21 protein-coding genes, 1 pseudogene and 1 riboswitch are annotated in these 24,059 nt (G+C 57.6%); of the genes and pseudogenes, 11 read left to right on the forward strand and 11 right to left on the reverse strand.

Going from position 1 to position 24,059, the window contains the following annotated elements:
• Positions 1 to 57: 57 nt before the first annotated feature.
• Complete coding sequence (locus ACTG1P_RS10730; protein WP_005363134.1) at positions 58 to 963, reverse strand: 1,4-dihydroxy-2-naphthoate polyprenyltransferase; 906 nt, start codon at positions 961 to 963, stop codon at positions 58 to 60.
• Positions 964 to 1,171: 208 nt separating this feature from the next.
• Between ACTG1P_RS10730 and ACTG1P_RS10735 the strand changes: the two genes are divergently transcribed.
• The 8 genes from ACTG1P_RS10735 to ACTG1P_RS10770 all read left to right on the forward strand — a co-directional run bounded on the left by ACTG1P_RS10735 (position 1,172) and on the right by ACTG1P_RS10770 (position 9,879).
• Complete coding sequence (locus ACTG1P_RS10735; RefSeq protein WP_263719114.1) at positions 1,172 to 2,494, forward strand: isochorismate synthase; 1,323 nt, start codon at positions 1,172 to 1,174, stop codon at positions 2,492 to 2,494.
• Between the two features lie 32 nt (positions 2,495 to 2,526).
• A complete protein-coding gene (gene menD / locus ACTG1P_RS10740) occupies positions 2,527 to 4,284 on the forward strand; it encodes a 2-succinyl-5-enolpyruvyl-6-hydroxy-3-cyclohexene-1-carboxylic-acid synthase (protein WP_440001237.1) in 1,758 nt (585 codons plus the stop codon).
• Positions 4,244 to 5,035, forward strand: a complete 792-nt coding sequence (gene menH / locus ACTG1P_RS10745) for a 2-succinyl-6-hydroxy-2,4-cyclohexadiene-1-carboxylate synthase (protein WP_440001238.1) — start codon at positions 4,244 to 4,246, stop codon at positions 5,033 to 5,035. Before menD ends, menH begins: the two co-directional genes overlap by 41 nt.
• Complete coding sequence (locus ACTG1P_RS10750; protein WP_156135269.1) at positions 5,028 to 5,165, forward strand: hypothetical protein; 138 nt, start codon at positions 5,028 to 5,030, stop codon at positions 5,163 to 5,165. The genes menH and ACTG1P_RS10750 overlap by 8 nt, the downstream gene beginning before the upstream one ends.
• On the forward strand, positions 5,158 to 6,018 hold the full coding sequence (gene menB / locus ACTG1P_RS10755; protein ID WP_440001240.1) for a 1,4-dihydroxy-2-naphthoyl-CoA synthase: 861 nt from the start codon (positions 5,158 to 5,160) through the stop codon (positions 6,016 to 6,018). Before ACTG1P_RS10750 ends, menB begins: the two co-directional genes overlap by 8 nt.
• Positions 6,018 to 6,947 (forward strand): o-succinylbenzoate synthase, encoded by a 930-nt coding sequence (gene menC / locus ACTG1P_RS10760; RefSeq protein WP_440001241.1) that lies wholly within the window; start codon positions 6,018 to 6,020, stop codon positions 6,945 to 6,947. Before menB ends, menC begins: the two co-directional genes overlap by 1 nt.
• Positions 6,940 to 8,343 carry an o-succinylbenzoate--CoA ligase gene (menE, locus tag ACTG1P_RS10765; RefSeq protein ID WP_440001242.1) on the forward strand — a complete coding sequence of 468 codons (1,404 nt, stop codon included), beginning with the start codon at positions 6,940 to 6,942 and terminating at the stop codon, positions 8,341 to 8,343. The genes menC and menE overlap by 8 nt, the downstream gene beginning before the upstream one ends.
• A 300-nt stretch (positions 8,344 to 8,643) precedes the next feature.
• Positions 8,644 to 9,879, forward strand: a complete 1,236-nt coding sequence (locus ACTG1P_RS10770) for a winged helix-turn-helix domain-containing protein (protein ID WP_069554676.1) — start codon at positions 8,644 to 8,646, stop codon at positions 9,877 to 9,879.
• A 2-nt stretch (positions 9,880 to 9,881) separates the two neighbouring features.
• Here ACTG1P_RS10770 and ACTG1P_RS10775 read toward each other — a convergent pair whose 3' ends face one another.
• The 7 genes from ACTG1P_RS10775 to ACTG1P_RS10805 all read right to left on the reverse strand — a co-directional run bounded on the left by ACTG1P_RS10775 (position 9,882) and on the right by ACTG1P_RS10805 (position 15,856).
• Entirely contained in the window at positions 9,882 to 10,433 is a 552-nt protein-coding gene (locus ACTG1P_RS10775) for a fimbrial protein (RefSeq protein ID WP_069554677.1), read from the reverse strand.
• A gap of 11 nt (positions 10,434 to 10,444) precedes the next feature.
• Positions 10,445 to 11,473 (reverse strand): fimbrial protein, encoded by a 1,029-nt coding sequence (locus ACTG1P_RS10780; protein WP_440001243.1) that lies wholly within the window; start codon positions 11,471 to 11,473, stop codon positions 10,445 to 10,447.
• Positions 11,474 to 11,478: 5 nt separating this feature from the next.
• Positions 11,479 to 11,754, reverse strand: a complete 276-nt coding sequence (locus tag ACTG1P_RS10785) for a hypothetical protein (protein ID WP_440001244.1) — start codon at positions 11,752 to 11,754, stop codon at positions 11,479 to 11,481.
• The gene (locus ACTG1P_RS10790; protein ID WP_440001245.1) at positions 11,714 to 12,208 is read right to left on the reverse strand and encodes a fimbrial biogenesis chaperone; all 495 of its coding nucleotides are present in this window, start codon (positions 12,206 to 12,208) and stop codon (positions 11,714 to 11,716) included. The genes ACTG1P_RS10785 and ACTG1P_RS10790 overlap by 41 nt, the downstream gene beginning before the upstream one ends.
• A gap of 10 nt (positions 12,209 to 12,218) precedes the next feature.
• Complete coding sequence (locus ACTG1P_RS10795; RefSeq protein ID WP_440001247.1) at positions 12,219 to 14,753, reverse strand: fimbria/pilus outer membrane usher protein; 2,535 nt, start codon at positions 14,751 to 14,753, stop codon at positions 12,219 to 12,221.
• 68 nt (positions 14,754 to 14,821) lie between these two features.
• Positions 14,822 to 15,211, reverse strand: a complete 390-nt coding sequence (locus ACTG1P_RS10800) for a hypothetical protein (RefSeq protein ID WP_005354943.1) — start codon at positions 15,209 to 15,211, stop codon at positions 14,822 to 14,824.
• Between the two features lie 99 nt (positions 15,212 to 15,310).
• Entirely contained in the window at positions 15,311 to 15,856 is a 546-nt protein-coding gene (locus ACTG1P_RS10805) for a fimbrial protein (protein ID WP_069554681.1), read from the reverse strand.
• An 871-nt stretch (positions 15,857 to 16,727) separates the two neighbouring features.
• Positions 16,728 to 16,814: riboswitch (cyclic di-GMP riboswitch) on the forward strand.
• Positions 16,815 to 16,905: 91 nt separating this feature from the next.
• On the opposite strand from ACTG1P_RS10805, the gene ACTG1P_RS10810 reads away from it, so the two are divergent.
• The 3 genes from ACTG1P_RS10810 to ACTG1P_RS10820 all read left to right on the forward strand — a co-directional run bounded on the left by ACTG1P_RS10810 (position 16,906) and on the right by ACTG1P_RS10820 (position 21,584).
• The gene (locus ACTG1P_RS10810) at positions 16,906 to 17,223 is read left to right on the forward strand and encodes a fimbrial protein (protein WP_069554682.1); all 318 of its coding nucleotides are present in this window, start codon (positions 16,906 to 16,908) and stop codon (positions 17,221 to 17,223) included.
• A 466-nt stretch (positions 17,224 to 17,689) separates the two neighbouring features.
• Positions 17,690 to 20,449, forward strand: a complete 2,760-nt coding sequence (locus ACTG1P_RS10815; protein ID WP_440001250.1) for a collagenase — start codon at positions 17,690 to 17,692, stop codon at positions 20,447 to 20,449.
• Positions 20,450 to 20,636: 187 nt separating this feature from the next.
• Positions 20,637 to 21,584, forward strand: a complete 948-nt coding sequence (locus ACTG1P_RS10820) for a SanA/YdcF family protein (RefSeq protein ID WP_440001252.1) — start codon at positions 20,637 to 20,639, stop codon at positions 21,582 to 21,584.
• An 83-nt stretch (positions 21,585 to 21,667) separates the two neighbouring features.
• Here ACTG1P_RS10820 and ACTG1P_RS10825 read toward each other — a convergent pair whose 3' ends face one another.
• The 3 genes and pseudogenes from ACTG1P_RS10825 to ACTG1P_RS10835 all read right to left on the reverse strand — a co-directional run bounded on the left by ACTG1P_RS10825 (position 21,668) and on the right by ACTG1P_RS10835 (position 23,969).
• Positions 21,668 to 22,282: a superoxide dismutase gene (locus ACTG1P_RS10825; protein WP_440001254.1), complete on the reverse strand. Its 615-nt coding sequence runs from the start codon at positions 22,280 to 22,282 to the stop codon at positions 21,668 to 21,670.
• A gap of 17 nt (positions 22,283 to 22,299) precedes the next feature.
• On the reverse strand, positions 22,300 to 22,779 hold the full coding sequence (locus ACTG1P_RS10830) for a tetratricopeptide repeat protein (protein ID WP_236375938.1): 480 nt from the start codon (positions 22,777 to 22,779) through the stop codon (positions 22,300 to 22,302).
• Between the two features lie 174 nt (positions 22,780 to 22,953).
• A pseudogene (locus tag ACTG1P_RS10835) lies at positions 22,954 to 23,969 on the reverse strand (chemotaxis protein).
• Positions 23,970 to 24,059 lie beyond the last annotated feature (90 nt).

Raw genomic sequence — 24,059 nt, forward strand, 5'->3', positions numbered from 1 at the left:
GGGCTCCCATCTCGGGAGCCCTTTTCATTATTCGCCTTGGCGAGCTGCGACCAGCGGTCAGGAGAGCGCTAACCCGATGGAGAGCAGCAGGCTGAACAGAAACGCGCTGATGGCGGTCTTCTTGAGGGAACCGGTCAGCACCTCGCCATCGTAGCTTTCGCGAAGAGTCTTGGCCGCATCGCTGAGAGGCTTCATGGCGGGCAGGAAGATCCACGGCCAGAAACTGGCGGGCTGGATCAGGATAAAGGCGATGGTCGCCAGCAGCGCCGCCCCCAGCAGTACCCAGTGATAGGCGATGGCGCGATTGCGACCAAGGCGAACCGCCAGGGTGATCTTGCCGCTGGCGGCGTCGGTCTCGATGTCGCGCACATTGTTGATATTGAGCACGGCGGTGGCCAGCAGGCCACAGGCGGTGGCAGGCAATAGCAGATCCCACTCCAGCGTCTTGGTAAAGAGGTAGTAGGAGCCGAGCACCCCCAGCAGGCCGAAGAATAAGAACACCGAGATGTCGCCAAACCCGCGATAGCCGTAGGGAGTCTTGCCGACGGTGTAGGTCACCGCCGCGACAATCGCTGCGCCCCCCAGCACCACAAATGCCAAAATCTGCAGCCACTGGCCACCAAAGGCACAGCCCAGCAGCAGCAGGCCACTGGCCACCGCCGCCAGCGCAGTCAGCCCCATCGCCACGCACATCTGCTTTTTGGTGATAAGACCGGAGACCACCGCCCGCTGCGGGCCGATCCGCTCGCCGTTGTCGGCGCCGGAGACTGCATCGCCGTAATCGTTGGCCAGATTGGAGAGGATCTGCAGCAAGATGGCGGTCAGCAGGGAGAGCGCCATGATGGTGCCATCGAAGGCGCCACGACTGGCAGCCAGCCCCGAGCCCAGCAGGATGGAAGAGCAGGCGAGCGGCAGTGTTCGCAAACGCGCCGCCAGCAACCAAACAGAGAAGGTATTTGTCATTTTGTGATGGCCAAACAATCGGATATTGATCGTGTTAAGGGTTATCGAACCGGATTTGGGTATACTTGGCCCCGGAGAGTGAAGCTCCCGCGGGCGATTTACATGGACGAATGGGCAGATAATATATAGGAAATCATCGCCCTTTGGCATAAACCTACGGCATCCAGCTACCGGATCGCTCGTTACTACCCGGCTCAGACAAGAATCCATGTTGGCTCAGACCCATATCAAGCAACAACTGGACGCCCTGCGTCACAGCAACGTCAGCGGCTTCGTACGGTTGCGAGTGGCGATCGAAATCCGCTCCTTTCTGGGCTGGCTCGCGGCGCAAACCCTCTATCCCCGCATCTACTGGCAGGCCCGTGGAGAGGCTCGTCCCGAGTATGTCGCGCTGGGCGCCATCCATGAATTGACCGAGCCGCACGCCATCAAGCAGGTGTGCACTAACACAGCCAACCAGCATCATGACGACAGCCCTCGCTACTATGGCGGGCTGGCGTTCGATCCGGCCCAGTCCGGCTGGCAAGGGTTTGGCCCCTGCCGTTTCGTGCTGCCCCGCATCGAGCTGGTGCGCCGTGGCGAATGCGTCAGCCTCTGCCTCAACCTCTGGCTGGATGAAAACAATCTCGAGGCCGAACTGCAGGCGGCCGAAGCCGCCCTCGATGCCCTGCGCCCGGAAGCCCCGCTGCCCGCCCTGCAAAAGCAGCCCTGGCAGCGACAGGATTGCCCTGGCCCCGCCCAGTGGCAGACGCTGGTGGAGCGCGTCACCGCCTCCGATTTTCAGGCCCACACTCCCAAGGTGGTGCTGTCGCGGGAGAGCGTGCTGACCAGTCCGAACCATGATGCGGATATCAATCCCTGGGCCATGCTCGACCAGTGGGCCCGCCACGCCCAGGACTGCTTCCACTTCGGTTTTCAATTCTCCCCCGAGCAGGCCTTTATCGCCTGCTCCCCCGAGCGGCTCTACCGCCGGGAAGATCGCCACCTCTTTACCGAGGCGCTGGCGGGCACCATCCGCCGCTCCGGCGATGAAGAGGTGGATGCCCAACTGGCCGCCGAGCTGCTGGCCGACAGCAAGAACCGGCTGGAGAACCGACTGGTACACGCCGACATCCTCAGCCGTCTGGCACCACTGACCCACGATGCCACCCTGACCGAGCCGCGTATTCTCAAACTGCGGCTGCTGCAGCATCTCAAGTGCGATATCGAAGCCGAGCTCAAGCCCGGTGTCTGCGACTGGCAGCTGCTCGACGCCCTCCACCCGACGCCGGCGGTGGGCGGCGCTCCGCGCGAGGCCGCGCTTGCCTTCATTCGCGAGTTCGAGCCCTATGATCGGGGCTGGTACGCCGGTGCCTGCGGCATGCTGAGCCGGGAGACCTCCGAGTTCTCGGTCGCCATTCGCAGCGCCCGCATTCAACCGGGCAGCGTTACCCTGTTTGCCGGTGCCGGCATTGTCGCCGGTTCCGAGCCTGTCGCCGAGTGGGCCGAGCTCGACAACAAGATCGCCAATGTGCTCTCCCTGCTGGGATAGTCATTCACCCTTTTCACGCTACGAGAGCCCCTATGCCCACCCGTAAAGAGCCTGCCAGCGAAGAGTTTGCCTGCCCCCCGTTTTCGAGCCAGCACGCCACCTTCAACCACGTCTGGTCCTCCCTCTTGCTGGAGGAGCTCTTTCGCCTCGGGGTGCGCGACATAGCGCTGGCCCCCGGCTCCCGCTCTGCGCCGCTGACCATGGCCGCCGCAGCGCATCAGGGCTTTCGTCGTCACCTGCACTTTGACGAGCGCGGCCTCGGCTTTATGGCGCTCGGGCTGGCCAAGGGGAGCAACCGGCCGGTGGCGGTGATCATGACCTCGGGCACCGCGGTAGCCAACCTCTGGCCCGCCGTGGCAGAGGCCCAGCTCACCGGCGTGCCACTGATTATTCTCTCCGCCGATCGCCCTCACGAGCTTATCGACAACGGCGCCAATCAGGCGATCGACCAGCAGGGGATCTTCGGCCGCTACCCCGTCTATCAGCAGAACCTGCCGAGCCCCACCCCGACCATTCCGGCCGCCTTCGTGTTGAGTTCGGTGGACCAAGCCTTGGCCAAGCAGGTGCTCACCCCCGGGGTGGTGCACTTCAACTGCATGTACCCCGAGCCCCTCTACCCGGGCGAGCACTATCAGGATTTCTCCGACTATCTGGCCCCCCTCGGTGACTGGCTCGGCTCGCACAAGCCCTGGAGCCCGTGGCAGCAAAGCGAGCCGACCTGCCCCCCTCAGGCGGAGTGGGAAAGCTTTCGGCAACAGCGCGGCATCGTTGTTGCCGGTCGCATTACCGACCGGAAGCAAGCACAGGCCGCCGCCGCGCTGGCTGAACAACTCGGCTGGCCGCTGCTGGCTGATCTGCAGAGCCAAATCCGCTTCGATAGCCGCAACCTCCTCCACATGGATCTGGCGCTCAACGACCCTGAATTCGTCGCCGAGCTGGGCCGCGCCGAAGTGCTGCTGCAATTTGGCGCGCGGCTTATCTCCAAGCGGCTCGGCCAGTTTATCAAGCACCATCCATGGCAGGATTACTGGCTGGTGGATCCGCAACCGGCGCGGCTCGATCCCGACTACCGGCTGCGCAACCGGCTGCTCTGCAGTGCCAGCGCCTTTGCCGCTGCTCATCCGGTCACCAACCGGGCCCCTTGGCACCAGCTGGCCGAGCTGCAACACAACGCCAGCCAGCAGATCGCCGCCGCCTGCGAGCGCTTCTCGGAGCTCGGGGTCTGTCATCGCCTCAACCGCCTTATCGAAGGGCAACTGTTTGTCGGCAACAGCATGCCCGCCCGACTGATGGATATGCTCGGTGACACGGGCAAGGGGCCGAGCCGGGTGATGACCAACCGCGGCGCCTCCGGCATCGATGGCCTGATCGCCACCGCCTACGGGTTTGCCCAATCGATCGAACCGGGCAGTGATGAGCCCACTACCCTGCTGCTCGGCGATCTCAGCGCCCTGCACGATCTCAACAGTCTCGCGCTGCTTGGCAAGGCGAGTCGACCGCTGGTGGTGATCCTGCTCAACAACGATGGCGGCAGCATCTTCCGCATGTTGCCGGTGCCCACCGAAGGGGAGCTGCTGGAGAGCTACTATCGACTGCCCCACGGCCTCAGTTTCGAACATGCCGCCGCCATGTTTGGCCTCGCCTATCGCGCGCCAACCACCCTGGCCGAATTCGAGCACGATTACCGCGCAGCCCTCAAACATGGCGTTACCTTGATCGAGATCCGGGTTCCGAGCGAGCAGGTAGCCGATGATCTCAAGGCACTGGGGGCTGCTATCCGTGAGCGGTAACAACACACCGCTGGTGCTGCTGCATGGCCTGCTGGGGGATAGCGGCGACTGGCAACCGGTGATCGACCAACTGCCCGCCATCCGCTGCATTGCCCTCAATCTGCCGGGTCACGGCCAGCATCGCGCTCTCAACGTCAGCGACTTTGAACAGAGCCACCAGTGGCTGGTTGCCGAACTGGCCAGCCGCAATATTCAGCGCTATCTGCTGGCAGGTTACTCGCTGGGGGGGCGACTGGCCCTCTATCACGCCAGCCGCGAGCTCGCCGGACTGCAGGGGCTGCTGCTGGAGAACTGCCACCCGGGGCTACCGGCCGGTGAGCGGGCCGCCCGCATCCAGCACGATGAACAGTGGGCGCAGCGCTTCGAGCAGGAGCCCTTGGCTGACGTGCTGGCAGACTGGTACCAGCAAGGGGTGTTTGCCGATCTCGACGACGCGGCCCGGGCCCGCCAGATCGCCCGCCGCCTTGGCAACGACGGTCAGGGCATCGCCACCATGCTACGCGCCACCTCGCTCGGCAAGCAGCCGGATCTGGCCCCCTGGCTCATGGCGTGCCAGCTGCCGGTCACCTGGGTGAGTGGCAAGCGGGATCACAAATTCCATCAGCTGGCTTGCCAGCTGGCGAGTCAACATCGCAAAATCAACCACTTGGTGCTGGAGGGCGGCCACAACCTGCACGCCCATCAGCCAGAAACCTTTGCCCGACTCCTCGCGGAGTGGGTCAACCAACAAGAAGAGACGAGTCATGATTGAAGCCATGACGGAGGCTGAACTGTACGCACCTGTTCAACATGCCGGGATTGCTCAACGCTGTGCTCAACTCTTTGCTCAACTCGGTGCTCAACTGCGCTCGACCAGATCAGAAGGAAAAAACCATGATTGAAGCAATGACCGAAGCGGAACTGTACGCTCCTGTTGAGTGGCAGGATTGCTCCGCCGGTTACGAGGACATCCTCTATCACAAGTCCGGCGATGGCATTGCCAAGATCACCATCAACCGTCCCCAGGTACGCAACGCCTTCCGTCCCCGTACCGTCAAAGAGATGCTGCAGGCGCTGGCCGATGCCCGTTATGACGATCAAATCGGCACCATCATCCTGACCGGTTTCGGCGAGAAAGCCTTCTGCGCCGGCGGCGACCAGAAGATCCGTGGCGACTACGGTGGCTATCGCGATGACGAGGGGACTCATCACCTCAACGTGCTCGACTTCCAGCGCGACATCCGTACCTGCCCGAAACCTGTGGTTGCCATGGTGGCCGGTTACGCGGTCGGTGGCGGCCACGTGCTGCACATGATGTGTGACCTGACCATCGCCGCCGACAACGCCCAGTTTGGCCAGACCGGCCCGAAAGTGGGCTCCTTCGATGGTGGTTGGGGTGCTTCCTACATGGCTCGCATCGTCGGCCAGAAGAAGGCCCGCGAAATCTGGTTCCTCTGCCGCATGTACGATGCCCAGCAAGCCCTCGACATGGGTCTGGTCAACACTGTCGTGCCGCTGGCGGAACTGGAGCGCGAAACCGTGCGCTGGTGCCGTGAAATGCTGCAAAACAGCCCGATGGCGCTGCGTTGCCTGAAAGCTGCGCTCAACGCTGACTGTGATGGTCAGGCGGGCTTGCAGGAGCTGGCGGGCAATGCCACCATGCTGTTCTACATGACCGAAGAGGGTCAGGAAGGCCGCAACGCCTTCAACGAAAAGCGTCGCCCCGACTTCTCCAAATACAAGCGGAACCCCTGATGACACTCGCCCTGTATCGCTATCAACTGCCTTTTACCCAGCCCCTGACCTTTCACGGCAAGGTGGAGGTGGCGCGAGAGGGGCTGTTGGTGCGCATCAACAACGGCTGGGGGGAGATTGCCCCCCTGTCCGGCTTCTCGAAAGAGAGCCTGCAACAGGCAGAGGCGGAAGCCCTTGCCACGCTGGCGGCCCTGGCCGCTGGCGACACCCCGAACCCCGTGCTGCCGTCGGTGCAATTTGGCCTCGACTGCGCGCGCCGGACATGGCCCGAGCAGCGCAACCCGCTGCCGGAGCCCTATCCCCTCATTCAAGGCTCTCCCCAAGAGCTACTGCGCAACTGGAAAGAGTGGCTGCACCGCACGCCCGGCAAGGCCAAGCTGAAGGTGGCACGCTACCCGATGCGTGACGAGCTGGCGCTGATCCGCCTGCTGTGCGATCGGTTGCCCTCCCTCAAGCTGGTGCTTGATGCCAACCAGGGCTGGACCCGCGAGGAGGCGTGGACCTTCTGTGGCCACCTCGACCCGAATCGCATCGAGTATCTGGAAGACCCCTGCGCCGACTTTGCCGACATCGCCTTTGTCGCCAACCGCACCGGCATGCCGGTGGCGCTGGACGAGCTGCTGGCACAAGGCAAGCCGTGGGAGCCGATCCCGCAACTGCGCGCGCTGGTGCTCAAACCTACCCTGCTCGGTTCACTCGCCAACTGCGAAGCGCTGATCGCCCGCGCCCGCGAACTGCGGCTCAAGGTGATCATCTCCTCCTGCTTCGAATCGGATCTGGGCCTGAACCAGCTCTTTCATCTGGCAGGCGAGTGGGCGCCGGAACAGGCGCCGGGCCTGGATACCCGCCGCTGGATGGCAGGCAACCTGCTGGGGGAAGATGGCAAACCGGATCTGAGCCGACTGGAGCAACTGTATTACCGTGATTGACCCCTCCCGTTCATCCGAACAGACGCCTTGCCCGGTACGCCACCGGGCAATCACAGCCCCGAACCGCATTGCCATCCACACAGCCTCGCCCCTCAGTTATCGCCAGCTCGATGCCCGCCTTAACAGCCTGTGCCAACAGCTGGAACAAGCCGGAGTGCGCCGTGGCGCTCATCTGGCGGCGGTGGTGCGCGGTGCGCTGGAAGATGTGCTGCTGGCGTGGGCCTGCGTGCGCAGCGGCGTGGTGTTCTGCCCGCTCAATCCCGCCTTTCCTCTCGAAAAACAGCGCGAGCTGGCGGTACAACTCGATGCCGATGCCTTCTGGTCGGCAGGGAAGATCCCGGCAGGCAACTGGCAACCCTTGCGCCTCGACTTCACGCACGAACTGCCGGCAAGCGAGGAAACATGGCAGCTGGAATCGAACCAGCTCAACAACATGATCCTCACCTCGGGCTCCAGCGGCACGCCAAAAGCGGTGGTGCACCGGCTCTGCAACCACCTTGCCTCGGCGCGCGGCTCTGCCACCCTTATTCCTCTCGATGAGGCCTGCGGCTGGCTACTCTCCCTGCCGCTGTTCCATGTGGGCGGCTACGCCATCCTGTTTCGGGTCTTTCTGGCGGGTGCAACTCTGGTACTGGATCAACGTGAACGCTCCCTCAAGGATCGGCTGGAGTGCCAGCCCATCACTCACCTCTCGCTGGTGCCGACCCAGCTCTGGCGCCTGCTGGCAGAGGGCTTTGACCCCGCTCGTACCCGCCTTCGTGAGCTGCTGCTCGGTGGCGCCGCCATCCCGCAGCCGCTGGTGAGCCGCCTCTGCGCCATGGGGCTCGAACCCAAGGTGAGTTATGGTCTCTCCGAGATGGGCAGTCAGGTCTGTACCGCTATCCCCGGCGATGCAGGCGTAGTTGGCAAACCGCTACCGGGGCGGGAAGTGTGCATCAGGGAGCAGGAGATCTGCGTGCGCGGCGCCACCCTGTTTGCCGGTTACTACCGGGCTGGCGAGCTGGATCTGCCCCTCGATGACGAGAGCTGGTTTCATACCCGCGACAAGGGGAGGTTCACTGCGGCAGGGGAACTGCTGGTAGAGGGACGGCTCGATAACCTCTTCATCTCGGGTGGCGAAAACATCCAGCCCGAAACCATCGAGCAGCGACTGGTAGATCATCCCGCTGTCGCCCAGGCGCTGGTGGTGCCGGTGCCTAGCGACGAGTGGGGGCAACGCCCCGCCGCCTTTATCGACTGGCACGGCGAGCCGGTGCCCTACCACGAACTAGCCGCCTGGATCCGCAGCGCCCTGCCCGGCTTTATGGTGCCCGACCACTGGCTCCCCTGGCCCGATCTTGGCGGCAATCTCAAGCCACAGCGGAAACAATTTCAGAATATCATTAGGTCGCAATAATTATTCATGCGACAAAAACTGACACCATGGAGCCATCCAAATACACATATGGCTCAAAATAAAATGCTGGTGGTATCAAAATCCTCCTCCTCAGTCTGAATAAGTGAGAACGATTACATAAACGGCCTTTTTTTGCACATTTTTTGAACCAAATTAATTGGCTGTAGTACCATATACCCCACCATGCATTTAAGCTGAAAGGTAACCATTTGATAACAAAGGAAATTGACGATTTATCATTATTTGAACAAAGACTGCATGGTGGTAAAATGCTCTCCTTGGTAGTAAGGCGAGTCACACATGAGTAACAGAATTTATAAAATTGCAGAGGATATATTTTTCTCCGCTGCAATATTCCGGCTCTCGAAAGGGGACAAGGACATCAAGCTCAGCAACAAGGAAGCGGAGCTACTCGAAATGCTGTGTGATGAAGCAGGCACTGTCATTCCCAGAAGTAAACTGCAGGATGCTTTGTGGCCAAATCAGGACAATACCGATACCAATTTGAATCGGCAGATACTCTCGTTAAGAAGAAAGCTGGAATCATTCGGCTTGATGGACGCAATCGATACTATCCCGAGGGTAGGCTATATCTTTTGTGCCCCTATTGAGGCCGCAGGTGAAACGGAAGAACCTGCGCCAAATGAAGAAATTCAAGCGACTATGCCTTCCCAGGCACCTCAAGCCAGACGACAATATTCTCGTCGAAAATATGACCGGTATTTCAACCCACAGCGTATTTTTCTGTTTGCGTTGCTGCTGGTTTCGCTGACTTCACTGGCCGTCGTCATTTATAACTATGTGACAGCAAATACGCTGCGCACTATCAATCTCAGCCAAACCTCTCTCTATATGACCAGCGATACCGAAAAAACGCTGAATGTCAAAATAGATTCGCTGACACCCTTGATACAACGTATTTCACGCAAGACTGATGAGCAAGTTTCAATTCTGGTCGGAAAAGAAGCCATCAGCTATTTTTCCATCGACAATGACAGTAAAAAACTTTCTGCGAATATCTTTCTGCTGCGTAGCGGTCATCCGGTTGCTGAAGAAGTGCAATGTGTCATCACAACCATGAACCAGCAGGGAGACAATGTTTCCCACAACTATTACAACAATCCTGATACCACTGTCAGATATCACAGAAATTGTCTGGCACCGGACAACTGGGTAGAGATGACCAGAAAAAGTAAATATATTGTGACCATGAACAGAGAGATAGTGGTGGCCACCGTGATAGCCACTGACAATCAGGGAAAGACGCTGTTTAATCTGGATTCCGTCGGGGATCTGGAGCGGGATAATGGTGATATTTCGGTCGAAATCAAAAACACCATTGTCAATTTCATTGACCAACAGGCGCTGACCAATAATGGAATGGTCGCCACTCTGGTGGCAGCGCTAACGCCCCCCAGACAAAAGTCCCAGTTTATTCAATTGCCGGGCGGCATTTATCTCTCCAGTTATCTGGGTGGCGTCATCACCTGGCCCAGCCATAGCAATTCAAAGGTCATCCAGCGTAATGACCTCTGACTTTATTCATAGGCAACGATGAAATTGGCGACGGCAGAATAGTCACCAGGTTTGATGTTCTTGGCGGCCAGTGCAGCCGGATGTCCTTCTACCCGAGCAAAAAATTGCAGCTCATTATCTGTCGCACCACCCAGCAGATAGCCGCGGGAAGCGGTGCCCAGATCCAGAGGTGATTGAGTCACGTCATACAGACGAATACCCGCCCCCCTGGCAATCCCGGCAGTGAATGCCAACCCGCCGCCAAGTTGGGTATCTTGCGAGCCGGTAAAGGTTACCTTGGCCATACGGAAAATACCCGACTTGCAATTGGTCAGGCGAATGGAGAAAGGTACCAGCTGTCCGGCTCCGTTGGCATAGAGTTCCTTGACGTCAACTACTCCCATCTCGACTTCCTGATCAAGGGATTCAGGGGCAACCACACAGGGCTGATCGATGATCCGGCCATGGAGATGGACCGTATTGCCCAGCAATTCCAGATCATTGCTGGCACGGGGCTCTGCCATTACTGCCAACAGTGGGCACAGCGCCAGGCCTATCCACAATGTCCGTAGCATAAAACAACTCCTCATTGGAACTCGGCAACGATAGTCGCGGTGGCATAAAAGTCACCAGCCGGGATATCCGCTCCTGCTGGTGTTACCGGCGCAGCGATAAAACCCCAGTCACCGATATTACCCTGCATGGAAACCGGATAGAAGGTATTCAATTTCAGCTGAGAACCATCAAGTTGCTTGAATTTTATCCCCAGATCGGAAATGACATTTCCACCTTGATAGCTATCCCGGGTTGTTCGCAGATAATCTTGACTGAAGGAGGTTGTTTTACCAGAAATACCAAGATTGATCTTCAAGGCATCCCCTTCGAAAACACCGCCACGACATTGAAATGTCAGCGGAACCGTCTTTTCAAAGTTATTTCCATCCAATCCTGTGCCCGGCAGATCACCAAATTCGACTTCAATAGTCTGGCCACCATTAATCACGCACTCTTCAGGAACATATAATATTGCAGATGTAATCGTAATTCGAGACATTGGCAAATTATTAAAATCTGTAGTGGTAGACCCCAAACGGCCATACATTTCTACCACTTGACGATCTGAAATTTGCACACCATTAATTATTTGTTTTCTCACGCGAAAAGTGACCTTCCCGCGACTACCACTTTCAAAATTATTAATTCTTGTCTCTTTTCCCTTAGTACAGGCGTAATTTGGGTAATCATTACTTTCATTCGGGAACGGAGCCGTAACAAACTTATTCTTCCGACCTGCAATCCAAATTTCGACCTTCATATCCAGAAAGTCATTTAATTTTACAAAACCACCACCAGCCTGAGGCAGGCCATCCGTCATGGTCGACTTATAGTAAACTGGAGACTGTGGAATGCTTCTATCAGGACAGGTAACGATACCTGAATATTGCCCTCCCAAATTCCACTCAAATGCCTTGGTGGTAAAACCAGGTCTGTTTTGAATGTCAGCCTTGTCCAACGATATATAGTAATCATGGGTTGGGTTAGGCGTCACATAGCCATTTGCCAATGCCGTTCCTGCAAACAGCATAAGACTTGAACAGAAGATGGAACGTAGCATAGGCCTTACTCGCTCTTCACGGCTTTACAGGCATTGCCTGCACACTGGTATTTGATGTCCATATATCCGCCGTAGTCATTGACGTAGCTGATCACAAATTCATTTCCCAGTGTTTCCGGAATGGTGACCGTCTGCTCTGACTTGGGGGCAACCATAAAGGCAGAAAAACCCTTGATGGTGGTCCGCTCCTTGCCCTGCGGATGACCGAGGCCCACGTAGGTGATGTAGTAAGGAGTCGAGTTATTGACCTTGAGAGCCTTGCCCTGCTTGGTGATCAGCACCTGATCCTGCCAGACGGCGCCGCGCTCGGGCAGAATGGCCTCGGGGCGGTAGAACAGCTTGATCTTGGATTGCACGGCAATCTGCATCACGTTGCTCTTCTCGCTCTTGCGGGATCTCGCGCAGATTGAAGTAGTAGATGGACTCCCGATCCTTGGGCAGACTGTCGATGGCCGGCACGCTAGCGATACGCACGATGGACTTCTGGTTGGCATCCACCCGCTGTACCGGCGGCAGTACCACGAAGGGAGAAGAGATCTTCTGACCCTGAGCATCTTCAATCCAGGCCTGAGCCAGGTAGGGCAGCTTCTGGTTCTCGTTCTTGATGTTGAGGCTGATGGACTTGGCGCCACCCGGATAAACGGCGCGGGTACGGTCCAGCACAATGGCGGCACTGACGTTGAGCGAGGTCATGCCCAGCACGGCCAGACAGGTATAAGAGAGCAGCTTTTTCATCGGTATCCCATTACTTGCAAGTGAGAGTCTTCATCGACAGATCGGTTACTTGTTGCGGCGCCACTATCTTGCACTGGCGGGCCCCGCCCCAGGAGAGTTCAAATGCTTCATTCGGTTTCACCCCGGTCAGATAGACCAGGCCATCTTCATCCACTACCGAGAGCACCCGGCCGGAATCCTTGATGACGGTGGCACCAAACGGCGGCACTGAGCCGTCAGGCAATCTGACATTGGCCAGTAGCTTGAATCCTTCGGCGATTTCGAAGGCATTATATCCAATTGCCCCCTCAGTCAGGGTCCCCTGCTTGATGGCGTTCATCGCATCGATATCATCGCTCAGCTGATCCACATCGATCCGGGTATCGCTCTTGCGATAGTCGGTCATATCGCTGATCACCGCGACGCCAAAGCGATTGGTCACGGCGCGGCCGTTGTTGAAGGAGACACCGGAGGTCTTGTCGGTATCCACCATCATGCGGGTACCGCCACGGCGGGTCGCCTGGTGCAGGGCTGCACCATGCTCGGTTGCCGTCAGACCGCCGCGCAGGCTGGCACCGACCGAGGTGTACTCGCTCTGCACACTGTAGGCGTTGAGGCTGACCGCCCCGACGTCGCTGTTGTGGTTGTAGTAGCCCCGCGCCACGGCGTGGCCATTGCTCTGCACACCCGCCCCCAGCTGATAGGTATCATCCGGCCGGCTGTAATCCTGATAGGTTGCCAGGTGGGTCACATTGCCGTTGGAGGACTGCACGCTATATCCCGCACTCTTTCTGTCCCCGATCGGCATGCTCAGGGTCAGCATGACGCTCTTGTCATCCTCGTAGTTCTCGGTCTTGGTCTTGTAAGCCGACACATAGACAGAGACATCCTTGAAGCTGCCAATATTCACGCTCTTGTTAATAGTGAGGCCGTAGCGATCCTCTGCATCGTGTTCCCAGTAAGTTCTGTGGGTGTAGTCCAGATAGATAGTCAGCGCCTTGGCCGCATCCTCCGCCCAGAAAGTCTTGTTGGCGGTGATGGTATAAAGCTCCTTGTCACCCCAGGTGTTGTAGTCATCGCTCGAGGTCGTGGTATTGTTCTCCAGCCGCTCCTTGTTGCTCAGGAATTGCGACATAGTCATGAAGTCATGCTGGGAGAAACGATAACCGGCGAAGGTGATAGAGCTGTTGTATTCATCGAACTGCTTGGCGTAGTTCACCCGCACCGACTGGCCAATCTTGGTCGACAGGCCCGGCAGCTTCGCGATTGACTGAGTCAGGTCAGCGGAGATGGCGCCCAAGGCATAGAGATCACGACCGATACCCAGCCCCATGGAGTTGTATTCACCCGCAACCAGGCTGCCACCATAGAGCGACCAGGAGTTCGCTACCCCCCAGGAGAAATCACCGGTGACAAAGGCTGGGCCGTGCACGTCGTGCACCGAATCCGTCTGTTCGGAAGGTGCACCAACCGCCAGGTTGTATCTGACATAGCCAGGGCGGGTCAGATAGGGCACGGTCGCGGTGTCTACCTGGAACGAATTGACACTGCCATCTTGCTCCTCTACCCGTACATCGAGACGGCCGCGCACCGAGCTGTCCAGCCCCTGGATGCGAAACGGACCAGCCGGCACGTTAGTCTCATAGAGAATGTGGCCGGACTGGGAAACAGTCACCTTGGCGTTAGTCTTGGCGATGCCGCTCACTTCCGGTGCATAGCCTTGCAGGCTCGGCGGCAACATGCGCTCATCATTAGCCAGATTGACACCGGTATAACGGAAGCCATCGATCAGCTGAGAGTTGAGTTGCTGCTCGCCCACCGTCAGCTTGGCGGCCATGTTCGGCAGCGGGCGATAGGCATAGATACGGTTCAGCTCAGTCGACGTCCGCTCATTATCACCCCAGTAAGAGCTGGCCTGATAGTCCCCCCGAAGACGCCAGGCGCCGTAGTTGAACCCCAGCGTACCGTAGCTGCTGATATTGCGGTTGGAGTAGCCATCCCCTTCATTAACTTGGGCATTGATGTTGTAATCCAGCATCATCCCCGGAACACCTTCATCCCATTGCTCGGGCGGAATCCAGTTTGGATCGCTGTATTTCATCCACGCTTGAGGCACGGCGATCCTGAGCAGACCGTTACCGATATCGTTCGAGATCACCACGCCGTCCAGCGCCAGCAGGTTGGCACACTGACCATCGTGCCAGGTATCGATCTTGGCGATGGCCTCATCGGTCAGCGCCAGCTTGGGGATCACCTCTTGTGGCAGACAGGCCACACCACCCTTTCCTTTGCCGGTATCAGTCTCGTAGAAAGGGATCTTCTGCAGGGGAAGCTTGTTCTTGTTGACCTCAATCTCGAGGTAGTAGTCGCCAGGCAGGATGTAGCCTTCGTCGGCAAACTGGGAGAGGTCGATCTTGGTTCGCTCATCCAGATCGAGCGCATCAATATTAAACTCCGTTTCTGCCCATGCGTGATTTGCCACCGCCATCAGGCCGGGCACGCATAGCATAAAAGCCATTTTTGAATAAGGTTTTTTTCTCACAGAGTCTGATGTTGAAACGCTCATATTTTCACTCTAGGAATTGCATAAAGGTCTCACGTAATGAGGTGTCTACACTAAGCAATTGTGTTTGCTTACATATAATTGAGTTCTAACAGGGTCGTACTGTCCGGAAAAAACAGCTGACTGCTGATGAGCCCCAAATTGAATTCCAGATCACTGTTGACGATATCCGAGACAATAAAGCGCTCGCCGGACACCTTGTGATATTGGCCGTTATTGAGAATGCCCAGCTCATCGCTCATGGCACCACGCACGGACATGGAAATAAAAGGCAGTGATGCCACCGTTGCCCCATCAACCTGACAACCGCTGATTTTCAACGTGCCCGGTTGCTGAGCCTGCAGTGGAATACTGCGCAGCACCTCCAGCGTACAGCCCGATTCGGCTAGTCCATCCGTGAGTTCGTTGGCGTGGACTGATCCCGCCATCATCACCAGCTGCAGCACCATGGCCGCCATCATTGAAGTTTTCATGATTAGGGTTCGATGTGAGGAAACAGAATGTGTGAAGTTGTGGTGGCTCGCGCCACCACAACCCTTGTCACACGTTAAGGCACTCTATTACTCGTAGGAGAGAGTAAAGTTGGTCACTGCAGTGAAGGCACCAGCAGTCAGCGGGTTGGTGTCTTGGCTTGCATAACCTTTCAGCACGGCGCTGAACGGCAGTTCGTTATCACCATTAACCAGGGTAAAGGCTGAAGTCGGAGTACCCAGCACGATCGGGGCACCACCCGGAGCGGTCATCTTGATACCGGCACCAGCAGCTTGACCACCACCGATCACCAGCAGGCTGGAATCTACCGGGTCTTTGGCACCGCTGAAAGTCACCTTGACAGCATCTTCGGCGTCGGAGATTTCACAGTTCAGCAGCTTGATGCTGAACGGCTTGGAGTTGGACTCACCACCGTTGGCCAGCTCTTTGGTGCTGATCTGGCCCATTTCAACAACCTGGTCAACAGACTCAGGAGCAACAGAGCAAGGGGCGTTGATGATTTCACCGTTAAAAGTGACTTTACCGGAACCAGCACCACCTGCGGCAGCAAAAGCGGAGCCACACAGCAGCATGGAACCAACACCCATAGCAACCAGAATCTTATTAGCTTTCATTTGTTTATACCTACATTAACGTGTGTTGTACTGCATCACTCCAATCATGCTGGAGTCACGATATTCAGTGATGCCGCGATATACTGCACAGCAACTGCTGGTGCTCGCCTCTCATTAAGCCGATGAGAGGTCATGCCAATAATCAGCTGTGCCTTTTAAGGTTTATTTTAAGTAAGCAAAAGCAGCACACCGCATCAGGGGTAGTTCCCGCTACACCTAAACTGCACAACTACATACATCCTTGTCGTCTGTGCAGAAAGCCGCATTCCACTTTTGCTTGGCGAACAAATTAACGACTCGTTTGATGCACATCAAATACATTTTGATTTGTATAAATTTTTTTATAAACACCTTAAAAACAATAACTTAAACAAGAAATGAAATATGGAGCGACATCATAAAATAAATAAAGTTCATATAAAGGACATCTATTGCAATATTGTCAGACTATGAATTTAAAGTCGCACGCAAAATTTAAACAAGAATGCAACAAAGATAACCTGTCTATTTTTGACAATAGTTATCAACCACTTCATGCCCCCCCCCTAAAGAGGTAATCAGGTAATCAGGCAATCAGGCAATCAGGCAATCAGGCAATCAGGCAATCAGGCAATCAGGCAATCAGGCAATCAGGCAATCAGGCAATCAGGCAATCAAATTATGGGCAGCCCACACATAAATATACATCTACTACATTACATATTAATCATAGATATGACGCGATAATATAGAGGCTTGTCCGCAATATTCACAGGCAAGATTTGAGATAAAAAATAAATATACGTTATTAATTATGCGGACTTACTGTGATCCATCTCTCATGATTTTTATGCCGATTGATTTCTCAAAGTGGAGTGTTATCATCTAAACATAGAGTAAAGGGCAAACCGGTCGAAAGGTCGGGACGCAAAGCCACCGGTCTAAGGGTTTTGATACCTAAGACAGCGGAGCTGCCATCTGAGAAGAGTTATGTCATTGCCAATTTATGGTATTACTCTTTGATTGCGTTGCCCTTTTCGTACAACACCTGTGACGAAAAGGACATAGATATGAAAGCTCAACACACCGCCTCCAATTTAGTCCGCAAAACAGTTTTCTCTGCATTCACCGCCCTGCTGCTTGGTACCGCCTTGTTGCCATCCACCGCATCTGCTGCTGATGGTTCAGTGACGTTTACTGGCGCTATCTACGAATCTCCATGTGATTTTTCTGACAGCAACGTGACCTGCTATTCAGGCATCAACAAGCAGACCATGCCTTTGGCTCACTTGCAGCAAGTCGGTCAAATCAGCTCAATTAGCAGCACGATCAACTACAGAGTGATCAATGCCAGCAACATGGCGATCGTGACCGTCAGCTATCTCTGATGCTTCATCTGTATGACGCTGAAATTGGCGCGAAACAGATGAGTGGTGGTGTCGAAAGAAACTCTTATCAGGTCGCCTGTGCTAACCATACAGGCGACCTATATCAGCTCACCTTGGTCATCACGACCAAAATCTCTTCATCTCTGATTGGGGTATGTTCCCTTGCCGGTTCAGAGGGACAGTTGAAGCACTTGGGACATCCTGCTTTCTCTGGTTATTTGCTGCATGTCTCACATCAATGAAATGAGATCTGACGCACACTTTACACAACGAACAACTTCCTCAATAAAGTCGCATGTGAGCCCTCACTACGGCAGCAGGAGTTCAGAAATCGCAAGCATATAAATCAACGACATACCATTGATTTATATGTCATTTAAAAAACAATTGATATTCCTTTGAGTCCCTGTAAATTACCTTGCGATTACTCGCAAGACAATACACAGACAAGAACAAAGGGATAAAAATGAACCGTTCAGGTACCGGGTGGCTGCTGCTGGCAGGCCCCCTGCTTTTGGCTACATCCTCGGCGCAAGCCAACTACTCCCCCAATGACTGGCGACAGTATCAGCTGACTGGCGAATCGAGTCGGCAACTGGCCGCTCGCATCACCGAGATCACCTACGAGCTCAAGGCGCGCAGCAGCAATGCTCCTTACCAGCAGCTTAGGGTCTACCGTCGCTTCGACTGGCAGAGCAGCGATCTCGCCGCACTGGCCGAGCAGCAGTGTGGTGAGCCGCAGCTCAAGGTAGATGCGGGCTGGCAGATCCGCTTCGTTCGCTGCGAAGATCAGATTCCGGCGGGCAAGCTCATTCCGGCCAGCAGTTATGACTTCGGTTATGGCCTCAAGCAGGGTCGCTGGGAGCAGCTGGCGGGCACGCCGACCGCCCAGCGGCAGGATCGTCTGCCGCTGCCACAAGCCATCATCCTGGGTCAGAGCGAAAGGGAGCTGGATCGCTGCGAACTCAACGCACAAGGCCGCTGCGCAGAGCCGGAGTGGCACTATCAGCCGCAGGATTGGCAGCAGTTGCAGGTACTTGAAGAGACCCCGAGTGAACGGGATGGCCGGTTGGAGCAGATCTTCTTCCGCCTGCAACCGGTGGCAGGCAGTCAGGCTGCCGCTCAGGTCAGCGAGATCCACGTCTGGCGCCGCTATCAGTGGCAGCTGGATCAGCTCACGCCTCAGCAGGAGTGTGATGAGCCGCAGGAGCGCAAGGAGGGGAGCAACACCATCCGCTATCGCATCTGCCGTCAGGTGATCCCCGCAGGCAGCGAGGTTCAGGTAACGCTGCAAGATAGCGGCTACCAATACCCGGTCGCTGGCGGCGAGTGGCAACCCCTGCCAGAGAGCAAAGAGTGGCAGGAGAGCCGGGTGCTCAATCGTCCCATCGTGCTGGCCAGCAAGGAGGAGCAGCTGGAGTGCCGCCGCGCCAACGGTCGTCTCTGCTCCGAGCCCGAGCAGCCCGATGTGGATCTGCTCGACAGCGATGCAGCCAAACTAGTGGCCGACGTGAGCGGCCAGAACAGCCCAGCCTGGCAGGCGGATTATGGCCACGATGACGCCAAGCTGATGGCGGTGGTGCGCGGCATGCGTGCCCTGCTGGCGGCCAACCAGCCGACCCATCCGGCAATGGACAAGCTGCTCTACTATGTGCGCGCCCACAACTACCACGGCGGCGTTGGCAAGGAGAGTGATCAGGCCGCCCGGGCTCTGGCCGGGGTGATGATTGATCTGCTCAACCACCCATTGCTGCTGGGTGCCGAACCGCAGGATCAGGCTGGCACAGTGCTGGAAGCCTGGAGCGTGGCGGCGCAGGGACAACTTGGGCAAGCCGCCTTCCGCCAGAGTGCCGCCCCCATGCTGGCCCAGCTCAACCAGGCGTTCGGCTATGCGGTGCAACATGCGGCGCAGATCAATGGCCACAAACCCTGGGCCGATGGCCTGTTCGAGCTGCTCAATCTGGTCGATCAGAGCGCCTCTTACGGTCAGCATGCTGACTTCAGCGCAGCTGTGCTGCAACAGGAGGCGGCATTGCGCCAGAACCTGCTGCAACTGGGCCTGAGCGAGCTGGCCCTCTGGAAACAGCGCGATGGCTCACGGGATCTGTTTATCTTCAACAACATCCTCGATGCCCATAGCCGTCTCTACCAGATGATGCGCTACCTCCATCACACCAGCCCGGATAAGGCGATTGCCTATCGCCAACAGCTGGATCGCGATGTCATCGCCATCATGCGCCAGCAGGGGCTGATCCCGGGTGGCCAGCATCCGGCCGCCATGCTGGAAGAGGTCTCCCTGACTCTCTCCAGCTATTACCTCACCTACACGGATCGCACCAGCGAAGCCTGTGTCAGCGGTGAGTTCGCCGGGCTCTGCACACCGATCCGCATGGAAGATATTCTGCCGTTCGAGCACACCTGCTCACCCACCCTGCGTCTGCGCGCTCAGGATCTGACCCAGGCTCAGGCCGAAGGGATCTGCCGCGAGCTGGGTGATGAAGAGCAGCGCTTCCACCAGCAGATGGAGACAGGCTGGCAACCGGTGGCCGATGATCACAACGAAGCGCTGGAGCTGGTGATCTTCAACTCCTCCGCCGACTGGGGCCGCTACGGCAGCGCGCTGTTTGGTGTCTCCACCGACAATGGCGGCATCTATATCGAGGGAGATCCGGCTCGGCCCGGCAATCAGGCCCGCTTCTTCGCCTATGAGGCGGAGTGGAAACGCCCTGCCTTCCAGGTGTGGAACCTGCGCCACGAGTACGTTCACTATCTGGATGGTCGCTTCAACCAGTACGGCAGCTTCGGCCACTATCCGCTCAACCGCACCACCTGGTGGGCCGAGGGGATTGCAGAGTACATCGCCCACGGCCAGTGCTTTGCCCGGGGTCTGGATAACGTGGCAAACCGCCCTGCCAACCAGCGCCCGACACTGGCGGCGATCCTCCACCTTGACTACGAGCAGGGTGGCGAGATGGTCTACTCCTGGTCCTATACCGTGCACCGCTTCCTCAACGATACCGGTCGCGGCGCCAGCTGGCTGGCGCTGGCACAAGCGCTGCGCAATCCGGATCGGCAGCAGGCGATGAGCGACTTCGAAGGGGAGCTGGACCGGCTGATCGCCAACGACAGCGACGCCTATCAGGCGTGGCTCGCCCGGGATCTGCTGCCCTGGTGGCAAGCCAACAAGGAGTCAGACGCCTGCAAGGGTAACGACTCCGCCCACTGATAAACCTTCACCGACCAGAGGGGCTGCCACCGCAGCCCCTCTCTTCATCCTCCCGCTCTCCCGGCCTCTGCTGCGACAACCTCTGCCCGAATGAGGTGCCCGCCCGTTATCAAGCCTGACGCCAGCGGCCGAGTTGTAATAGAATGCCGATAGCCACTCCCAACTTCAGACCCTGACCGCACCGCGCATGAAGAAGTTTGCCAAGATCCTCCTCGCCTGCCTCGTTTTGCTGCTGGCCCTGATTGCCATGCTGCTGGGCTACAGCGAGTGGATCGTCTCGGATGCCCGTCACTACACCTACGATCGGGTGGACAAGGTGCCCTACAACCGGGTTGCGGTGGTGCTGGGTACCTCCAAATATCTCTCCGGTGGCGGCCCCAACCACTACTTCAAATACCGCATCAAGGCGGCGGCCGAGCTCTACAACAATGCCAAGGTGGACTTCATCATCGTCTCCGGTGACAACGCCACCGTGCAGTACAACGAGCCACGCCAGATGCGCCGCGCCCTGATTAAGGCGGGCATCCCCGCCTCCGCCATCTATATGGATTTCGCCGGATTCCGCACCCTCGACTCTGTGGTTCGCGCCAAGGAGGTGTTCGGCCAGGAGCGCTTTACCGTGGTCTCCCAGGGCTTTCACAACGAGCGGGCCATCTTCATCGCCCGCCATTTCGGTATCGATGCGGTCGGCTTCAATGCCGAGGATCCCAGCGCCTATCAGGGGATCCGCACCCGGGTGCGGGAAGTCTTTGCCCGCCTGATGGGGCTGCTCGACCTCTATGTGCTGGACAAGGGGCCCAAGTTCCTCGGCGCTCCTGTGCCCATCGGTCTACCTGTGCCTTGCCAGTCACTAAGTACCATCGGCAGCCTGCAACCCTGCCTCAAACAGCCCAAACCGGCGGTGGATGAGGTCAAGCCGGCGGCAGTCTCTGCCGCGGTTGCCACCGAGTCGGCCACTTCGTCTGCCTCGGCCACGACTGAACAAGTGACTCCTGCTTTATCCGCAGCGGCAGCGACTGAGCCGGTCACTCCCGCCCAATCCGCGGCAGAAACCACCGCCAAGACGCCCAGCGCGACCTTGCCCACAATGCCGGTGGCCCCTTCAGCCGCCAGCGCCAGCACTGCCACACCATAAACAGACGACCCGCCAACTGGCGGGTCTTGTTATTACAGCTCGGGTGTGGCGGTGAGCCTGCACACCCATACCCAGCGACCAAGTCAGCCTCTCGCCGCCTGATAGCGACGGGCAACTTCGACCCAATCCACCACCTGATAGAAGGCAGCGATATAGTCAGGACGCTTGTTCTGGTACTTGAGATAGTAGGCGTGCTCCCACACATCCAGCCCTAGGATCGGGGTATGGCCATACATCAGGGGACTATCCTGATTGGCACAGCTCTCCACCTGCAATCTGCCCGCCTTGTCCACCACCAGCCAGGCCCAGCCGCTACCAAAACGGCTCAGAGCCGCCTGAGTGAAGGCCTGCTTGAAGGTATCGAATCCCCCCAATTCCCGCTCGATGGCCAGAGCCAGTTCACCACCAGGCTCACCGCCTCCCTGCGGGCTCATCACCAGCCAGAACAGGGTGTGGTTGGCATGGCCGCCGCCATGGTTGCGTACCGCCCCCTGCAATGTGGCTGGCAGAGTATCGAAGCGGCGCAGCAGCTCCTCTACCGGCAGTGCAGCCAGCTCGGGCGCCCCTTCCAGCGCGGCGTTGAGGTTGTTGATATAGGTCTGGTGATGACGGCTATGGTGGATCTCCATGGTCAGGGCATCGATATGGGGTTCCAGTGCGTCGTAGGCATAGTTCAGGGCTGGCAGAGTATGGCTCATGATGACCTCTGTTCGGATTAATGGAGCCGGGATGAGGGCTCGCTCTGACACAGGCAGTGACCGAGCGAACGCATGATCCCGGCGTGGCTGCCGTGGCGCTGTACGAACGTCAGCAACTCGGCACGGGTTGTGCGGGTATGGCGCAAAGCAGCCTCTCGCAGGCGAGAGGAGCAAGCGGGGGAGTGACAGGTCGCCAGCAGGCAGTCGTGCACATAGCAGAGCAGGTCGGCGGCGCGATCGGGCAGAGTCATGGCAACTAGCAGATCCGCCAGATTGTGGTGAGCCACAACCAGCGCAGCCACCGCCTCATCGGCGTCATGCCACTGCACCAATTGCTGACGAGCCAGCCAGAGCGCCTGCTGATAATGGGCCAACGCCTGATGATACTCGCCGCAGTCAAACAGCCGGTTGCCCTCTCTGGTCTGCTGTTTCCAGTGATTCATGCTGCTGCCGCCTTCGGTCGACTCGACCCACCCCTTCACCCAGGTTGCGGTCATATACTTCACGCCAACAAATGATAATAATTATCATTACATAAATCATGTCCGGGAGACAAGGGGTGTCAGGATCGCAGCAAACAGCCAAAACAGCGCGGCCACCCCTTGGCAAGGAGTGGCCGCTTGAGGCACTGGTCAGTGGATTCGACCGGCCAATGGCAAGTTAATGGCAGATCAGATGTTGTTGGCGGGCGAAGGCGGGGCAATTCCCAGCAGCATGTGATCCATCATCCCCACCATGCGCCCTATCTCGGGCTTGGTGATGGTATCGTTGGCCCCCAGTTGCAGCGCTTTCTGGCGGTTGTCATCGCTCATCAGAGAGGAGAACATCACGATGGGCATCTCCTTGTAGGAGGGGGTATCCCGCAGCCGCTTGAGCAGGTGCATGCCATCCATGCGCGGCATCTCCACATCGGTGATCACCGCATTGACGAAGCCGGTCACCGGCATCCTCTCCTCCTGTGCCAGACGATCGAAATCCGTCATCATCTCCAACCCCTCGCCGCCGTCCTTGGCCGTGATCACGTTGTAGCCAGCGGTGCGCAGGGTGGTCTCGATCATCTTGCGGATAAAGGCCGAGTCGTCACCACCAGAATGGTCTTGCCCTGACGCAGCGCCATCATGCGATCGTCGATGAGCACCTTGCGATCCTGGGTGACGTCGTACTTCTCCATGCTGAGTTCGGGATTGATGTCGGCGATGATTTTCTCGAAATCGAGGATCATGATGAGGTTGCCATCGCGCCTGACCACGGCCACCACGCAGTCGTTCTCCCCCGCCTCCAGAAACTGGCTGGGGGACTCCACATCCTCCCAGGAGACCCGATGGATCCTGCTGACACTGTCGATCAGAAAACCGTTGGCCATCTTGTTGAAGTCGGTGACGATCACCACCTTGTGGCTGGGGTCAGGGTTGGTCTTGATGCCGAGCCACCCAGCCAGATCCACCAGCGGGATGAGGCGGTCCCGCAGGGAGAAGACCCCCACCATGTGACGCTGGGCGTTAGGGTAATCGGTGGTCTCCGGCACCCGGATCACCTCGCGCACCTTGGCGACGTTGATGCCGTAGTAGGCGATCTTCTCGCGCCCGTCCGGCAGCTGCTTCTTGAGGTGAAATTCGATGATCTCGAGCTCGTTGGTGCCGCTCTCGGTCAGAATGGATTTACGCTCTTCCCCGTCTTTGGCCATCATGGTGACTCTCATGCTCTGGTTGCGCAGGCAGCACTCCGCTGCGGTTTTCCCTCAGTATAGGAATGGAATTCACCCAACGGCTCGGATCTC

Origin of the sequence: Aeromonas sp. 11P (assembly GCF_051920165.1) — a bacterium.
Classification (GTDB): domain Bacteria; phylum Pseudomonadota; class Gammaproteobacteria; order Enterobacterales; family Aeromonadaceae; genus Aeromonas; species Aeromonas veronii.

Excerpts from the sequence above, each read along its gene's own strand:
- ACTG1P_RS10730 (WP_005363134.1), bottom strand. The coding sequence starts at position 963 with ATGACAAATACCTTCTCTGTTTGGTTGCTGGCGGCGCGTTTGCGAACA.
- ACTG1P_RS10735 (WP_263719114.1), top strand. The coding sequence starts at position 1,172 with ATGTTGGCTCAGACCCATATCAAGCAACAACTGGACGCCCTGCGTCAC.
- menD (WP_440001237.1), top strand. The coding sequence starts at position 2,527 with ATGCCCACCCGTAAAGAGCCTGCCAGCGAAGAGTTTGCCTGCCCCCCG.
- menH (WP_440001238.1), top strand. The coding sequence starts at position 4,244 with ATGATCTCAAGGCACTGGGGGCTGCTATCCGTGAGCGGTAACAACACA.
- ACTG1P_RS10750 (WP_156135269.1), top strand. The coding sequence starts at position 5,028 with ATGATTGAAGCCATGACGGAGGCTGAACTGTACGCACCTGTTCAACAT.
- menB (WP_440001240.1), top strand. The coding sequence starts at position 5,158 with ATGATTGAAGCAATGACCGAAGCGGAACTGTACGCTCCTGTTGAGTGG.
- menC (WP_440001241.1), top strand. The coding sequence starts at position 6,018 with ATGACACTCGCCCTGTATCGCTATCAACTGCCTTTTACCCAGCCCCTG.
- ACTG1P_RS10770 (WP_069554676.1), top strand. The coding sequence starts at position 8,644 with ATGAGTAACAGAATTTATAAAATTGCAGAGGATATATTTTTCTCCGCT.
- ACTG1P_RS10775 (WP_069554677.1), bottom strand. The coding sequence starts at position 10,433 with ATGCTACGGACATTGTGGATAGGCCTGGCGCTGTGCCCACTGTTGGCA.
- ACTG1P_RS10780 (WP_440001243.1), bottom strand. The coding sequence starts at position 11,473 with ATGCTACGTTCCATCTTCTGTTCAAGTCTTATGCTGTTTGCAGGAACG.
- ACTG1P_RS10790 (WP_440001245.1), bottom strand. The coding sequence starts at position 12,208 with ATGAAAAAGCTGCTCTCTTATACCTGTCTGGCCGTGCTGGGCATGACC.
- ACTG1P_RS10795 (WP_440001247.1), bottom strand. The coding sequence starts at position 14,753 with ATGAGCGTTTCAACATCAGACTCTGTGAGAAAAAAACCTTATTCAAAA.
- ACTG1P_RS10800 (WP_005354943.1), bottom strand. The coding sequence starts at position 15,211 with ATGATGGCGGCCATGGTGCTGCAGCTGGTGATGATGGCGGGATCAGTC.
- ACTG1P_RS10805 (WP_069554681.1), bottom strand. The coding sequence starts at position 15,856 with ATGAAAGCTAATAAGATTCTGGTTGCTATGGGTGTTGGTTCCATGCTG.
- ACTG1P_RS10810 (WP_069554682.1), top strand. The coding sequence starts at position 16,906 with ATGAAAGCTCAACACACCGCCTCCAATTTAGTCCGCAAAACAGTTTTC.
- ACTG1P_RS10815 (WP_440001250.1), top strand. The coding sequence starts at position 17,690 with ATGAACCGTTCAGGTACCGGGTGGCTGCTGCTGGCAGGCCCCCTGCTT.
- ACTG1P_RS10820 (WP_440001252.1), top strand. The coding sequence starts at position 20,637 with ATGAAGAAGTTTGCCAAGATCCTCCTCGCCTGCCTCGTTTTGCTGCTG.
- ACTG1P_RS10825 (WP_440001254.1), bottom strand. The coding sequence starts at position 22,282 with ATGAGCCATACTCTGCCAGCCCTGAACTATGCCTACGACGCACTGGAA.
- ACTG1P_RS10830 (WP_236375938.1), bottom strand. The coding sequence starts at position 22,779 with ATGACCGCAACCTGGGTGAAGGGGTGGGTCGAGTCGACCGAAGGCGGC.